The organism is Burkholderia ubonensis subsp. mesacidophila (assembly GCF_002097715.1).
GTDB classification, from domain to species: domain Bacteria; phylum Pseudomonadota; class Gammaproteobacteria; order Burkholderiales; family Burkholderiaceae; genus Burkholderia; species Burkholderia mesacidophila.
On sequence record NZ_CP020737.1, the window covers coordinates 2,491,952 to 2,507,157 of the forward strand.

12 protein-coding genes and 1 tRNA gene are annotated in these 15,206 nt (G+C 67.5%); 5 read left to right on the forward strand and 8 right to left on the reverse strand.

The features are described from left to right. The first annotated feature begins 159 nt into the window (after window positions 1-159). Window positions 160-2,247, forward strand: a complete 2,088-nt coding sequence (locus B7P44_RS11665; RefSeq protein WP_084904143.1) for a M3 family metallopeptidase — start codon at window positions 160-162, stop codon at window positions 2,245-2,247. 69 nt (window positions 2,248-2,316) lie between these two features. On the opposite strand, the gene dinB is transcribed toward B7P44_RS11665, so the two are convergent. Next, window positions 2,317-3,486: a DNA polymerase IV gene (gene dinB, locus B7P44_RS11670; protein ID WP_084904146.1), complete on the reverse strand. Its 1,170-nt coding sequence runs from the start codon at window positions 3,484-3,486 to the stop codon at window positions 2,317-2,319. 132 nt (window positions 3,487-3,618) lie between these two features. On the opposite strand from dinB, the gene B7P44_RS11675 reads away from it, so the two are divergent. After that, window positions 3,619-4,311, forward strand: coding sequence for an aspartate/glutamate racemase family protein (locus B7P44_RS11675; protein ID WP_084904149.1), 693 nt, complete (start codon window positions 3,619-3,621; stop codon window positions 4,309-4,311). 13 nt (window positions 4,312-4,324) lie between these two features. Beyond that, window positions 4,325-4,765 (forward strand): hypothetical protein, encoded by a 441-nt coding sequence (locus tag B7P44_RS11680; RefSeq protein ID WP_084904152.1) that lies wholly within the window; start codon window positions 4,325-4,327, stop codon window positions 4,763-4,765. A 169-nt stretch (window positions 4,766-4,934) separates the two neighbouring features. Here the strand turns inward: B7P44_RS11680 and B7P44_RS11685 are convergent. Next, a tRNA-Met gene (locus B7P44_RS11685) sits at window positions 4,935-5,011 on the reverse strand. A gap of 180 nt (window positions 5,012-5,191) precedes the next feature. On the opposite strand from B7P44_RS11685, the gene xth reads away from it, so the two are divergent. After that, window positions 5,192-5,968 (forward strand): exodeoxyribonuclease III, encoded by a 777-nt coding sequence (gene xth, locus B7P44_RS11690; protein ID WP_084904155.1) that lies wholly within the window; start codon window positions 5,192-5,194, stop codon window positions 5,966-5,968. A gap of 33 nt (window positions 5,969-6,001) precedes the next feature. On the opposite strand, the gene B7P44_RS11695 is transcribed toward xth, so the two are convergent. The 4 genes from B7P44_RS11695 to glnA all read right to left on the reverse strand — a co-directional run bounded on the left by B7P44_RS11695 (window position 6,002) and on the right by glnA (window position 12,490). Then, window positions 6,002-8,119: a prolyl oligopeptidase family serine peptidase gene (locus tag B7P44_RS11695; RefSeq protein WP_084904158.1), complete on the reverse strand. Its 2,118-nt coding sequence runs from the start codon at window positions 8,117-8,119 to the stop codon at window positions 6,002-6,004. Window positions 8,120-8,209: 90 nt separating this feature from the next. After that, complete coding sequence (ntrC, locus tag B7P44_RS11700) at window positions 8,210-9,715, reverse strand: nitrogen regulation protein NR(I) (RefSeq protein ID WP_084904161.1); 1,506 nt, start codon at window positions 9,713-9,715, stop codon at window positions 8,210-8,212. Window positions 9,716-9,754: 39 nt separating this feature from the next. Then, window positions 9,755-10,897, reverse strand: coding sequence for a nitrogen regulation protein NR(II) (glnL, locus tag B7P44_RS11705; protein ID WP_084904164.1), 1,143 nt, complete (start codon window positions 10,895-10,897; stop codon window positions 9,755-9,757). Window positions 10,898-11,074: 177 nt separating this feature from the next. Then, the gene (gene glnA, locus B7P44_RS11710; RefSeq protein WP_034183538.1) at window positions 11,075-12,490 is read right to left on the reverse strand and encodes a type I glutamate--ammonia ligase; all 1,416 of its coding nucleotides are present in this window, start codon (window positions 12,488-12,490) and stop codon (window positions 11,075-11,077) included. A 395-nt stretch (window positions 12,491-12,885) separates the two neighbouring features. On the opposite strand from glnA, the gene B7P44_RS11715 reads away from it, so the two are divergent. Further along, window positions 12,886-13,350: a rhodanese-like domain-containing protein gene (locus tag B7P44_RS11715; RefSeq protein WP_084904166.1), complete on the forward strand. Its 465-nt coding sequence runs from the start codon at window positions 12,886-12,888 to the stop codon at window positions 13,348-13,350. Window positions 13,351-13,447: 97 nt separating this feature from the next. Here the strand turns inward: B7P44_RS11715 and B7P44_RS11720 are convergent, their stop codons facing one another. Together B7P44_RS11720 and B7P44_RS11725 are read right to left on the reverse strand one after the other, a co-directional pair. Continuing rightward, window positions 13,448-14,263: a competence/damage-inducible protein A gene (locus B7P44_RS11720; protein ID WP_084904169.1), complete on the reverse strand. Its 816-nt coding sequence runs from the start codon at window positions 14,261-14,263 to the stop codon at window positions 13,448-13,450. After that, complete coding sequence (locus B7P44_RS11725; RefSeq protein ID WP_084904172.1) at window positions 14,260-15,087, reverse strand: EI24 domain-containing protein; 828 nt, start codon at window positions 15,085-15,087, stop codon at window positions 14,260-14,262. Before B7P44_RS11725 ends, B7P44_RS11720 begins: the two co-directional genes overlap by 4 nt. Window positions 15,088-15,206: the final 119 nt, after the last annotated feature.

The following is a 15,206-nucleotide window of genomic DNA, read 5'->3' on the forward strand; positions in this document are numbered from 1 at the left end:
CGGCGGGCCGCCGTCGGGCGTGTTCCGGCCCCGCCTCAATCGCGCCGTTAGAAACTAACGATTGGAAAGCGCGCGATGCGCCCCAATAATGTCGATATCGGGCGCCGCCGCGCCCTCCCCCCATCACCCCGGTTCAACCGGCAACAGACAGGGAGTCCCATGTCCGCAAGCGCCAATGCCAATCCGCTCCTCGACTTCTCCGACCTGCCCCGTTTCGGCGAGATCCGCCCGGAACACGTCACGCCCGCGCTCGACACGCTGCTCGCCGACGCCAACCGCGCGGTCGACGCCGCGAGCGCAAGCGCGACGCCGGCGACCTGGTCTGACGTCGTCGAAGCGGTCGAGCGCGCGACGGAGCCGCTCGGTCGTGCCTGGGGTGTCGTCGGCCACCTGAACGCGGTCGCCGACACGCCCGAGCTGCGCGCCGCATACGGCGAGAACCTGCCGCGCGTGACCGAGTTCTGGTCGAGCGTCGGCCAGAACCTCGCGCTGTACGAGAAGTACAAGGCGATCGCGGCAAGCGCCGAATACGCGACACTGTCGGTCGAGCGCAAGAAGATCCTCGACAACGCGCTGCGCGACTTCCGCCTGTCGGGCGCCGAGCTGCCGGAAGACCAGAAGCCGCGCTTCGCCGAACTGCAGGAGCAGCAGGCCGCGCTGTCGAAGGCGTTTTCCGATCACGTGCTCGACGCGACCAACGCATACGCGTATGTCGCGCAGGACAAGGCCGAACTGGCGGGCCTGCCCGGTGACGCGATCGAAGCCGCCCGCGAAGCCGCGCAGAAGGACGGCAAGGACGGCTGGAAATTCACGCTGCACTTCCCGTCCTACTTCCCGGTGCTGCAGTACGCGGACGACCGCGCGCTACGCGAGACGCTCTATCGCGCGTATGCGACGCGCGCGTCCGAACTCGGTCCGCAATACGGCGGCGGCAACGCCGAGTGGGACAACACGGCGATCGTCGCCGACGAGCTGAAGCTGCGCCGCGAAGAGGCGCAGATGCTCGGCTACCGCAACTTCGCCGAGGTGTCGCTCGCGCCGAAGATGGCCGAGTCGCCGCAGCAGGTCATTGCATTCCTCGAGGATCTCGCGACGCGCGCGCGCCCGCACGCGGACCAGGACTGGGACGAACTGCGCGCGTTCGCCGCGAAAGAACTCGGCCTGACCGAGCTCGCGCCGTGGGACGTCGCGTATGCGGCCGAGAAGCTGCGCCAGCAGCGCTACGCGTTCTCGGAAAACGAAGTCAAGCAGTACTTCCCGGAACCGGCCGTGCTGAAGGGCCTGTTCACCGTCACCGAAACGCTGTTCGGCGTGCGGATCAAGGCGGACGACGCGCCGGTCTGGCACAAGGACGTGCGCTTCTTCCGCGTCGAGAATCGCGACGGCTCGCTCGTCGCGCAGTTCTATCTCGACCTGTACGCGCGTGAAGGCAAGCGCGGCGGCGCGTGGATGGACGATGCGCGCTCGCGCGCGAAGCGCGCCAGCGGCGTGCAGACGCCGGTCGCGTACCTGACCTGCAACTTCTCCGCGCCGGTCGGCGGCAAGCCCGCGTGCTTCACGCACGACGAGGTGATCACGCTGTTCCACGAGTTCGGCCACGGCCTGCATCACATGCTCACGCGCGTCGACGAGCTCGGCGTATCGGGCATCAACGGCGTCGAATGGGATGCGGTCGAGCTGCCGTCGCAGTTCATGGAGAACTTCTGCTGGGAATGGGACGTGCTGTCGTCGATGTCGTCGCACGTCGACACGGGCGCGACGCTGCCGCGCGCGCTGTTCGACAAGATGATCGCCGCGAAGAACTTCCAGAGCGGCCTCGGCACGCTGCGGCAGATCGTGTTCTCGATGTTCGACATGCTGCTGCACGTCGATTTCGATCCGGCGGGCGCAACCGGCGTGAACGACTTCGCGCGCGAGATCAACGAGCGCTACCACGTGATCCCGCAAGCGCCGTTCTCGCGCTGGCCGAACACGTTCAGCCACATCTTCGCGGGCGGCTACGCGGCCGGCTACTACAGCTACAAATGGGCCGAAGTGCTGTCCGCGGATGCGTACGCGGCGTTCGAGGAAGCCGCCCAAGCCGGCGGCAGCGTGCTCGATGCGGCGACCGGCACGCGCTATCGCCGCGAGATCCTCGAGGTCGGCGGCAGCCGTCCGGCGATGGATTCGTTCAAGGCGTTCCGCGGCCGCGAACCGCAGATCGACGCGCTGCTGCGCCACAACGGGATGGCGGCGCCCGCGCACTGAGCGCCCCGCCCGCTTCATGTGCCGATGACGACGGCGCCGCGGGGTCAGTGCATTCCGCGGCGCCGTTTTTCATGGCGCGGGCGGTTCGGGTTCCGGCTCGAACAGCGCGAACTGCCCGTGCCGTTCGGCGGTGTCTTCGTCGATGCGCACGCCGACGCCGAGCAGCCGCACCGGCTGCGCGCGCCGCAGCAACCCCTTCGCGAGCAGCGCGACAGCCGTTTCCGCGTTCGTCGCGTCGGCGACGCATTCGACCGTCGTGCGCTGGAAATCGGCGAAGCGGACCTTCACGTACAGCTTGCGGATCGACCGCGCGGCGCCCGCGCGCGCGATGCGCGCGTCGAGCTGGACCGTCAGCTTGCGAATCTCGGCCGCGCACTGGTCGAGCGTCGTCAGGTCGGTCACGTAGGTCGTCTCGACGCTGACCGACTTGCGCTCCTGGTCCGCCTGCACCGGCCGCTCGTCGATGCCGCGCGACAGCTCGTAGAGGCGCCGCCCGAACGCGCCGAATTCGCGATGCAGATCGATCAGCGACCATTCGCGCAGCTGCGCGCAGGTCTGGATGCCGAGCCGGTCGAGGCGCGCGGCCGTCACCTTGCCCACGCCGTGCAGCTTGCGCACCGGCAGCGCCGCGACGAACGCGTCGACTTCGTGCGGGCGCACGACGAACAGGCCGTCGGGCTTGTTCCAGTCCGACGCGATCTTCGCGATGAACTTGTTCGGCGCGACGCCCGCCGACACCGTGACGCCGACCGTTTCGAACACGCGCCGGCGGATCTCGCGGGCAATCAGCGTCGCACTGCCCTGGCACCGCTCGGAACCGCTGACATCGAGATACGCCTCGTCGAGCGACAGCGGCTCGACGTCGGCCGTGTAGTCGCGATAGATCGCCATGATCTGACGCGACGCGGCGCGGTACTTGTCCATCGCCGACGGCAGGATCAGCAGGTCCGGACACTTGCGCATCGCAAGCGCGGACGACATGGCCGAATGCACGCCGTAGCGCCGCGCCTCGTAATTGCAGGTCGCGATCACGCCGCGCTGGTCCGGCCGGCCGCCGACCGCGAGCGGACGCCCGCGCAGCGACGGGTCGTCGCGCATCTCCACCGACGCGTAGAAGCAATCGCAGTCGCAGTGGATGATCTTGCGCACGCGCGGCGGCGCGTCGCCCGGTGGCGGCGTGCTCGGTTCGGCTGGCGGAATGGTGGTCGTGCTCACGGTGCCGATACTGTACAAAAACACAGTGTTGGTTTCAACTGCCCCGTGCTGCCACGCACGGCCGCTCCGTACCGGCCCGCTTCGCGCGAAGCGTACCGCCGGGCGCGTGAGCGCGCGCCTATACTCGCGGCGATACGGTCAACGGGAAGATGACGGATGAAGACGATCGGACTGATCGGCGGGATGAGCTGGGAATCGTCGGCGGAATACTACCGGATGCTGAACCGGTATTCGAAGGCGCTGCATGGCGGACATCACAACGCGAAGAGCGTGATGGTGACGGTCGATTTCGCGGAGATCGAAGCGCTGCAGCGCACGCACGACTGGCCCGCGCTCGGCGCGCACATGGCCGCCGCCGCACGGCAGCTTGAGGCGGCGGGCGCGGACCTGATCTTGCTGACGACCAACACGATGCATCGCGTGCACGACGCGATCGAGGCGGCAGTTGCGCTGCCGTTCCTGCACATCGCGGACCCGACGGGCGAAGCGCTGCGCCATGCGGGCGTCGAGCGCGTCGGCCTGCTCGGCACGCGCTATACGATGGAGCTGCCGTTCTACGCGGAACGCCTGCGCGAGAAGTTCGGGCTCGACGTGCTCGTGCCGGACGAGCACGAGCGTGACGACGTGCACCGGATCATCTACGACGAGCTGTGTCATGGCGTCGTCGACGCGGGATCGCGCGCGACTTATGTGAGGATCATCGAAGGACTTGCGAAGCGCGGTGCGCAGGCCGTGATCCTCGGCTGCACGGAAATCACGCTGCTGATCGGCGCGGAGGATTCGCCGTTGCCGGTATTCGATACGACCGCACTGCATGCGAAGGCGGCGGTCGAATGGGCGGCGGGTTGAGAGGCGTCGTGGCATGAACGGCTCCCACTATCGCAACGTGATCGGCTTCGGCGAGATCCCCACATTTCACGATGCCGAGTTATTCGGCATCGGGCATCACCGGGCCGACCGTGAATTGCGGCTGCAATTCCGGCGTACGAACGGCGGCACCGGCACGTTTCGCTTGACGGGTGTCGTCGCGCAGCGCGTCGTCGACTTCGCCGACCAGAACGTTGCCTCGCGACTTCTGATTTCGCCGGCCTATCCGTTTTCGAGCGCTGAAATCGCGCATTGGCTTGCGTGGCTGGGCGGCCGAGTGGATGTCAGTCCCAGTCTGGCAGATCCAGAGAGGGTCGCGCAGTGCGTCGCCGATTTCTCGGCGGGCCGACAAGCGCTGTTCGTTCTCGAACCGTCGTGCGGCGCTGAAATGGCCGTCCTCTGTGAAACGATCCTGCTTCGACTCGACGACGCATGACCCGCGCCAAGCAGTGATACGTCGCAGGCCGCGCGGAACGCGCTCGGCCGTTGTCGAAATTCGATATGATCGCGCCCCACGCGCAGAAAACAAAAAACCCGGCATTGAGCCGGGTTCTTGTTGGCGAGGTGCGCATCGGTCACTTGCGCTGCACATCGCCAGATGTGCTTGGTTGCGGGGGTAGGATTTGAACCTACGACCTTCGGGTTATGAGCCCGACGAGCTGCCAGACTGCTCCACCCCGCGTCAGAGAAATAAATTATAGGGTTGTTACGTACACACGTCAACACTTTTGTCATTTTTCTTTCTTGCTCCGGCGCTAGTCACATCACGACGACCTCATCGATGCGTCGCATCGCACGCGTTGGCGCATCACGCTCGCGGTAAGATGGCGGCCTTCGAATACACGCCGCAACCGCACCGCCCATGAAGATCGCCACCTGGAACGTCAACTCGCTCAACGTCCGCAAGCAGCACGTGCTCGACTGGCTCGCGCAAAGCGGCACCGACGTGCTGTGCCTGCAGGAGCTGAAACTGCCGGACGACAAATTCCCGCGCGCCGATCTCGAGGCCGCCGGCTATCGCTGCTGGTTCACCGGCCAGAAGACCTACAACGGCGTCGCGATCCTCGCGCGTGACACCCTGTCGTTCGACGAATCGGACGTCACCCGCAACATCCCCGGCTTCGACGATCCGCAACAGCGCGTGATCGCGGTGACGGTCGGCGGCGCGCGCATCATCTCCGCATATTTCCCGAACGGCCAGGCGCCCGACTCCGACAAGTTCGTCTACAAGATGCAGTGGCTCGACGCGCTGAACGCGTGGCTGCGCAGCGAACTGCAGCGCTACCCGAAGCTCGCGCTGCTCGGCGACTACAACATCGCGCCCGAAGACCGCGACGTGCACGATCCCGCGAAATGGGAAGGCCAGAACCTCGTGTCGCCGCAGGAGCGCGCGCACTTCGCGGGCCTGGTCGAACTCGGGCTCGTCGACGCGTTCCGCCGCTTCGAGCAGCCCGAAAAGACCTTCACGTGGTGGGACTACCGGATGATGGCGTTCCGCCGCAACGCGGGGCTGCGCATCGACCACATCCTGCTGTCGGCGCCGCTCGCCGAAACCTGCACGTCGTGCGAAGTCGATCGCACACCGCGCACGTGGGAGCAGCCGTCCGACCATACGCCGGTCGTCGCGGTCGTCGGCTGAGCACGCTGCCCGCGCGCGGTCGGCGACGCGCGGTTAGCGACGCGCGGGCGCGGGCCCGAGATGGGCCCACAGGAAACCGAATTCGGCCGCATCGGATTCGGCGCGCTCCAGATCGTCGGCGCTGCCGTGGCCGCCGTCGGTGTTCTCCCAGTACCACACCCTTTCATGACCGAGCGCGTGCATGCGCGCGGCCATCTTGCGCGCGTGCGCGGGATGCACGCGATCGTCACGCGTCGACGTCGTCAGCAGCAGCGGCGGATACGCGACGCCCTCGCGCACGCGGTGATACGGCGAGTACGCGGCCAGCGCCGCACCCTCGCGCGGGTCGTCCGGGTCGCCATACTCGTCCAGCCATGCGGCGCCCGCGTGCAGCTTCGGATAGCGTCGCATGTCGAGCAGCGGCACCTGGCAGAGCACCGCGCCGAACAGCTCCGGCCGCTGCACCATGCACGCAGCGACCAGCAGCCCGCCGTTGCTGCCGCCCTCGATGCCGAGTTGCGCGGCCGTCGTCACCCCCGTCCCGATCAGATCCTCGGCCACCGCGATGAAGTCGTCGAACGAACGCTGCCGGTGTTCGCGCTGCGCGTCGACGTGCCAGCGCGGCCCGAACTCGCCGCCGCCGCGGATGTGCGCAAACGCCGCCACGCCGCCGCGCTCGAGCCACGCGATGCCGAGCGCGTCGCTGTAGCCCGGCAGGTTCGGCAGCGCGAAGCCGCCGTAACCGGACAGCAGGCACGGCCGCGTGATGCGCTGAATGCGCGCGTCGCCGTCGAGCGCATCCAGCGCATCAGACGGCCCGATCAGCGTGTACGGCACCACGGTGCCGTCACGCGAGCGCGCGCTCGCGCGGCGCACGACGAGCCCGGCCGCGTCGAACTGCACCGGCGGCCGGTCGAGCAGCACGCGGCGCGATTGCGCATCGGCCGTCCGATCGGCAAGATCGGCCAGCCAGCATTCGGGCGGATCGAGATAGGTGTCGACGTCCACGTACACGTCGTCGTTCAACGTCGACTCGACGGGCTCGACGTCGATCTGCGCATCGCCCGGCCAGTCGAACGGCCGCGCGTCCCACGTCCACGCGCCGTCGTCCGCCTGCCGCGGCTGCCACAGCATCGTGCGGTTGTGCACATCGTCGAGCCAGCTCGCGATCAGCGTATGGCGCGTGTGCGTCCACGTGCACGCGGACGTCGACGGCCCCGGCTCGAACAGCGTGTCGAACGCGCGCGAACCGGCGAGAAACGCATCCTCGCGGATCGCGAGCAGCGAGCCGCCCGCGTGGCGCACGTCGCCGCAGTCCCAGTCGAGCCGCGGCTCCAGCACGAGCCAGCCTTGCCAGAATCCGACCTCGACATGCGTCGGCACGTCGTAACGCGCCCACTCGCCTTCGGCTGTCAGCCGGTACGAATGCGAATCGAAGAAATCGACGCTGCGCAATGCGAAGTGGCGGCCGTCGACGGGATCGAACCACGCGCCCGCGCTGATGTCGTCGGGCTCGCCGCGAAACACGACGGGCGCGTCGGCGAGCGGCGTGCCGCGCACCCAGCGCCGCGCTTCGTACGGATAGCCGGCCGCGGTCGCATGCGCTTCGCCGCGATCCCAGCTCACGTAGACGGTGTCGCGATCGATCCAGCCGACCGTGTGATGGCCCGGCTCGTCGATCGTGAAACCGGCATCGACGAAGCGGCGCTGCACGAGATCGAACTCGCGCACGACGACCGCGTCGGCGCCGCCCGGCGACAGCGATAGCAGCGCGCGATCGCCGTCCGGATACAGGATCGCGTCGTGCTCGAACACCCACGACTCGCCCTCTTCCTCGCCGAGCGCATCGACGTCGAGCAGCGTTTCCCACGCCGGCCGGCCCGCGCGCCAGTCGTCCCAGCGCGCGCGACGCCACAGTCCCTTCGGATGAAGGTCGTCCTGCCACAGGTCGTACGCCCAGTCGCGCCAGCGGGTCGGAATCACCGGGCGCTCGCGCGGCAGATAGGCTTGCGCCAGGCGCGCCACGAGCGCGCGATACGCGTCGTCGTCGCGCAGCGCGACGCGCGTGCGCGCATTCTGCTCGTCGACCCACGCGCGGGCGCGCGCGCTGTCGAGCGCTTCGAGAAAACGGAACGGATCGGCCCCGGCGGGCCAGCGGAAGGAGTCGGACATGGCGGATCGGCGTGGCAGCACACTGCGTGTCAAACCACGATTATGTCCGATCGCGGCATGCGCGGTGCCCGCGCATGCCGCACTGCGCGCTCACGGCTCCAGATGCAGTTCCTGGATCTTGCGCGTGATCGTGTTGCGGCCGATGCCGAGCCGCTCCGCCGCCTCGACCTTGCGGCCGCGCGTGAAGTCGAGCGCCTCGCGGATCACCGCGGCCTCGAAGCGGCGCGCGAGTTCGTCCATCACGTCGGCCGAGTTCTCGCGCAGCAGGCGCGCGACCTCGGTGCGCAACCCGTGCTCCCACATCGGGTAACCAGCCGGCGCGCTGTTCGGCGAAGCGGCGACCGGCGCGCCCGTCACGCCGGCGGCCGGCGACAGCGCGGGCGCTTCGCCGCCTGCCGCGTGCGCGTCGGCCGCGTCGCCCATCGCAACGACCGCCGCGCCGGACGGCACGAGATCGGGCGGCAGGTCCTTGATCTCGACCGTCTGCGCGGGCGCCATCACGGTCAGCCAGTTCGCGAGGTTCTCGAGCTGCCGCACGTTGCCCGGGAACGGCAGCGACGTCAGGTACGCGAGCGCCTCGTCCGACACGCGCTTCGACTCGACGCCGAGATCGCGCGCGCTTTTCTGCAGGAAGTGCCGCGTGAGCAGCGCAATGTCCTCGCTGCGTTCGCGCAGCGGCGGCAGGCGCAGCCGAATCACGTTGAGCCGGTGATACAGGTCCTCGCGGAACAGCCCCTGCCGCACGCGCGACTCGAGGTTCTGGTGCGTCGCGGCGATCACGCGCACGTTCGCGCGCAGCGGGCTGTGGCCGCCGACGCGATAGAACTGGCCATCCGACAGCACGCGCAACAGGCGCGTCTGCAGATCGAACGGCATGTCGCCGATTTCGTCGAGGAACAGCGTGCCGTTCTCGGCCTGCTCGAAGCGGCCCTGGCGCGTGGTTTGCGCGCCGGTGAACGCGCCGCGCTCGTGACCGAACAGCTCCGATTCGAGCAGGTCCTTCGGGATCGCCGCGGTGTTGAGCGCAATGAACGGGCCGTTCGCGCGCGGGCTGTGACGGTGCAGCGCCCGCGCGACGAGCTCCTTGCCGGTACCGGACTCGCCGGTGATCAGCACGGTCGCGGCCGAATGCGACAGGCGGCCGATCGCGCGGAACATGTCCTGCATCGCCGGCGCCTGGCCGAGCATCTCGGGTGCCTCGGCGACGCGGTCGTCCTGCGGCGCGCCGCCGCGCAGGCTCTCCTCGACCGCACGGCGGATCAGCTCGACCGCCTTGTCGACGTCGAACGGCTTCGCGAGGTATTCGAACGCGCCGCCCTGGAACGCCGCGACGGCGCTGTCGAGATCGGAGAACGCGGTCATGATGATCACCGGCAGGCCCGGCATCCGCTCGTGCATCGCCTGCAGCAGCTCGAGGCCCGAGCCGCCCGGCATCCGGATGTCGGACACCAGCACCTGCGGCGTCTCGTGGTCGAGCGCGCCGAGCGCATCGCGCACGTTCGAGAAGCTCTTGGTCGCGAAGCTGTCGCGCGCCAGTGCCTTTTCGAGCACCCAGCGGATCGATTGGTCGTCGTCTACTATCCAGATCGGCTTCATAGGTCGGTCAGATGTCTCGGTGAATCGCGAAGTCGCCGCTCAGTGATCGAGCGGCAGCAAAATCTGAAATTCGGTGCGACCGGGCCGGCTTTCGACCTCGATCATCCCGTCGTGCTGCTGCACGAACGTCTGCGCGAGCGTGAGGCCGAGGCCGCTGCCGTCCTCGCGCCCGGACACGAGCGGGTAGAAGATCCGGTCGCGGATCTCGTCCGGAATGCCCGGCCCGTTGTCGATCACATGCAAGTCCAGTGCCAGCTTGTACAGGCGCTTCGCGATCGTGATCTTGCGCGCGACCCGCGTGCGCAGCTCGATGCGCGCATCGCCCTGCGCGATCCGCTCGCGCAGCGCCTGCGCCGCGTTGCGCACGATGTTCAGCAGCGCCTGGATCAGTTGCTCCTTGTCGCCGCGCAGGTCCGGCACGCTGACGTCGTAGTCGCGCTCGATCGACAGCCCGCGCGGGAACTCGGCGAGCATCACCGCGCGCACGCGCTCGCACACTTCGTGGATGTTCACGTCGCCGACGATGTGCGGATGCCGGTGCGGCTCGAGCAGCCGGTCGACGAGCGTCTGCAGGCGATCGGACTCCTTGATGATGACCTGCGTGTATTCGCGCAGCTCGCCGCGTTCGCGCTCGCCGAGCTCGAATTCGAGCAGCTGCGCGGCGCCGCGAATCCCGCCGAGCGGGTTCTTGATCTCGTGCGCGAGGTTGCGGATCAGCTGCTTGTTGACCGCGGTCAGGTCGTGAATGCGCTCCTCGCGGTCGGTGCGCGACTGGCGCTCGTTCTCGAACAGCTCGACGAGCACGAAGTCCGGCGCGCTCTCGAGAAAGCCGACGATCGCATGCACGTGCAGCGGCTCGCGGCCGGGCCGGTCGAGCACGGTGTCGAGGTGCGTCGCGTGAAAGCGCTCCTCGCCGATCGCGGTGATCGTCGATGCGAGCTCGTTCGCGTTCGGGAAGATCTCGCCCCACGGCCGCTGCGCGAGCTGGCGGCGCGAGATGTCGAGCATCGCCTCCGCGGACGGATTCGCGAACGCGATCTTCAGCGTCTTGCGGTCGAGCACCAGCACGACCGTCGGCAGCGCCTCCAGCCCGGCGAGCAGCCCCGAACGCGCGAGCCGCTCGTCATCCGTCAGACGCTCAGGCTGCCCCGTCTTCGCCTTGATCAGATTCTTCAGAACCATCTTGCGTGCTTATCGAGCCCAGGAGGCACAAAAAATTGTGAATGCCGCGGAACAAAAAAGGGACGGCTGGGCGCCGTCCCCTTTTCAGATTCCGCTGCCTGCGCCGGGAGTTGCGCGGCGCAAGCGAACCGGCGTGGCGGCGCTTCGCCCGCTGAAGCGTCGAAGCGCCATCGCCGCTTACAGCGAGTAGTACATCTCGAACTCGATCGGATGCGTGGTCATGCGGAACTTCGCGAGCTCCTGCTCCTTCAGCGCGAGGTACGCATCGATCATGCCGTCCGTGAACACGCCACCGCGCGTCAGGAACTCGCGATCCTTGTCGAGTGCTTCCAGTGCTTGGTCGAGGCCCGCGCAGACGGTCGGGATCTTTGCATCCTCTTCCGGCGGCAGGTCGTACAGGTTCTTGTCGGCGGCTTCGCCCGGATGGATCTTGTTCTGGATCCCGTCCAGACCGGCCATCATCAGTGCCGTGAAGCACAGGTACGGGTTCGCCATCGGGTCCGGGAAACGCGTTTCGATGCGGCGGCCCTTCGGGTTCGACACGTGCGGAATGCGGATCGATGCCGAACGGTTGCGTGCCGAGTAAGCGAGCTTGACCGGTGCTTCGAAGTGCGGAACCAGACGCTTGTACGAGTTCGTCGTCGGGTTCGTGATCGCGTTCAGCGCGCGGGCGTGCTTGATGATGCCGCCGATGTAGAACAGCGCCAGTTCCGACAGGCCGGCATAGCCGTTACCCGCGAACAGGTTCTGGCCGTCCTTCCAGATCGACTGGTGAACGTGCATGCCCGAACCGTTGTCGCCGACGACCGGCTTCGGCATGAACGTCGCCGTCTTGCCGTACGAATGCGCGACGTTGTGGATGATGTACTTCGACCATTGCGTCCAGTCGGCGCGCTGCACGAGCGTCGAGAACTTCGTGCCGATTTCGTTCTGGCCCTGGCCCGCCACTTCGTGGTGGTGCACTTCGACCGGGATGCCGAGCTGTTCGAGCAGCAGACACATCTCCGAACGCATGTCCTGGAACGTGTCGACCGGCGCGACCGGGAAGTAGCCGCCCTTCGTGCCCGGACGGTGGCCCGTGTTGCCGCCTTCGAATTCCTTGCCCGACGACCACGGCGCTTCTTCCGAGTTGATCTTCACGAAGCAGCCCGACATGTCCGTGTTCCACTGGACCGAGTCGAAAATGAAGAATTCCGGCTCCGGACCGAAGTAGGCCGTGTCGCCGATGCCCGTGCTCTTCAGGTACGCTTCGCCGCGCTTCGCGAGCGAACGCGGGTCGCGCTCGTAGCCCTTGCCGTCGGCCGGCTCGACCACGTCGCAGGTCAGCACCAGCGTCGATTCTTCGTAGAACGGGTCGACGAACGCAGCGCTCGGATCCGGCATGAGCAGCATGTCCGACGCCTCGATGCCCTTCCAGCCCGCGATCGACGAACCGTCGAATGCATGGCCGCTTTCGAACTTGTCTTCGTCAAACGCCGACACCGGCACCGACACGTGCTGCTCCTTGCCGCGCGTATCGGTGAAGCGGAAATCGACAAACTTGACGTCCTCGTCCTTCACGAGCTGCATGACGTCGGCGACGGTTTTACTCATAACCTCTTCTCCTGATTGAACAATACCGGCGGACTGGGACCGCCTCGTTTATCGAGCTGCTCGGAGCCAGGCTTTGGCGCAGCGTGCCCCGATTCGACCGAATTCAATAAAGCAGCTTCCGTGCCATGCCTGCGCGGGATCGGCGCAAACCACGCCGTGGCGCGCCGCGACGAGGCCTCGCCGCGCAATTTCAGGGCCTTGCCGGCGCATCGGAAGCACCTTTATGGTGCGACACATCGTGCCCGACACCCCGAATGAATCATTATGGTGCATTCCCGGCATTTTGCACCCTTTTGGTGAGCACGTGCGCCGTGCGCGGGCCGCGTGGCGCACGGACATCGCGCGGCAGGCGGCGCGCTAGAATATTCGTTTGACCGATAGGGAGACCTCCTGCCATGAGTACGCTCGAACAGCTTTACGGGAAGGCCGACGAACGCCGCACGCAAGGCGCGCTGAACTATGCCGGCGCGCTGCTGCCGGCCGAGGCATTCGAACTGCTGCAGCTCGATCCGTCGGCGCGCCTCGTGGACGTGCGCACCCGCGCCGAACTGGACTGGGTCGGCCGCCCGCTCGTCGGCGACGGCCAGTACCTGCATCTCGAATGGACCCGCTACCCGGGCGGCGTGCCGAATGCCAAATTCGTCGATCAGTTGAAAGCCGCCGTCGAACCCGGCGCACCGGTGCTGTTCCTGTGCCGCAGCGCCGCGCGCTCGAAACTCGCCGCGCTCGCCGCCACCCAGGCCGGCTACACGAAAGCGTTCGACCTGCTCGAGGGCTTCGAGGGCGCGAAGGACGCCGAAGGCCACCGCAAGACGGTCGAAGGCTGGTGCTTCCGGAAACTGCCGTGGATCGGCGCCTGACGGCCCACGCGCACCGCCTGCGTCATCGTCGAGCCGGGCGATGACATCCCGATGACGGGCCGCATTGCGCGGCCCGTTGCGTTGGTGCGGCCGGCGCTTACGCGCGCGTCGCGTCGGGCTCGACGACGTCGCCGCCGAGCAGGTGCACGCCTTCGCGCAGCTTCACGAACGCGGCCGCGACCGCTTCCGGCTCGCCCTTCACGCCGAGGTCGATATGGCGGCGCGCGTAGATCCCGCCCCGCTCCGCATCGCCGACGCTCGGCAGGCTGAACACCCGCACGCCCGGAAAATCGCGCTCGATCTTCTCCATCAGCGGCGTGAGCGTCGATTCCGGCAGCTCGAACACGTACAGCGAGCGCTCCGCATGCGGCGTCGCGTGATGCAGGTGCGCATAGCGCGTGTCGAGCACCCATTCGATCATCGGCCATGCCATCACCGGGAAGCCCGGCACGAAGTGCACGTCGCCGACCGAGAAGCCCGGAATCCGGTTGTAGCCGTTCGGGATGATCGCCGCGCCGCGCGGAAACACGCCCATGTTGAGCCGGTGCTGGTTTTCCGGCGAGTCGAAGTCGATCGGCTGGTCCGGGTCGGTGTGCATCTCGCGGATGCGTTCCTGGATCAGCAGCTTCGCGTCCGGATGCAGTTCGAGCGGCACGCCGAGCGCCGCGGCCGCGCATTGGCGCGTGTGGTCGTCCGGCGTCGCGCCGATGCCGCCCGTCGAGAACACGATGTCGCCCGCCGCGAACGCGCGGGCGAGCGTCGCGGTAATCCGCGCCGGATCGTCGCCGACATACTCGGCCCAGTCGAGCGCGAGGCCGCGCGCGCCGAGCAGTTCGATGAGCTTCGCGAGATGCTTGTCCTGCCGGCGACCGGAAAGGATTTCGTCGCCAATGATGATGATGCCGATACTCATGCCTGCCCCATGTCGATGGTGGTGGCGCGCGGTGTCGCGCGCAGGTCCTCCAGCGCGCGCAGGCAGTAATGGCCGAACCACAGCGCCGAAAAAACCAGAATGAATGCGTAAACCCAGATCATCGCCGCCGCGATGAACGGAAACAGCACCATCATCCAGACCGACGACACCCAGATGAAGGTCGGCAGCGTGCCGAGAAACCCGGTCGCGACGCCGATGCCGATCAGCGGCCAGCGGTGCTGCCGCACGAGCGCGCGGCGTTCGTCGCGGCTCGCGTGCTCCGCGAGCGCATCGTAGGTCATCACCCGATACGTGATCCAGCCCCCGATCACCGGCGGCAGCAGCGCGAAGAACGGCGGGATCAGCCACAGCGGCAGCGTGACGACGAGCGCCACGACGCCGGCGAAGGCCGTCCACAGCGCGTTGACCACGCTGCCGACGAAGGTGCCGCCCCGCTTCATCTCGAGCGCGGCGAACTGGCGGTTCGACAGGTACTTGACCACGACCGGCATCGAAATCGACGCGATCAGCAGCAGCACCGTCAGCACGATCAGCGGCACCGCGAGCGTCACGACGACGAACGGCGCGACGACCGCATGCAGCTGCGACATGCCGAGCACGTCGAACACCCGGTAGAGCGCCGTCGTCAGCGCGAAGCCGTCGAGCGCGCCGCGCGCGGCGTCGACGAGCGTCTGCCACGCAAACCACAGCAGGACGCCCCAGAACAACGCGGAGACGACGAACGGCATCAGGGTGAGCCAGAGCATCCGCGGGTGCAGCGCGCTCGCGAGTGCCCGGACGAAGGAACGCAGCAAGTCGTTCATGCGAGCCTGGGTCGACGAAGAAAAACGGGGAAAGGATAAACCACGCGGCCCGTCTGCGCCAAAACGCAGACGGGCCGCGGGAGAGAGACGCCCGGCGCAGGAACGGACATCGCCGGGCG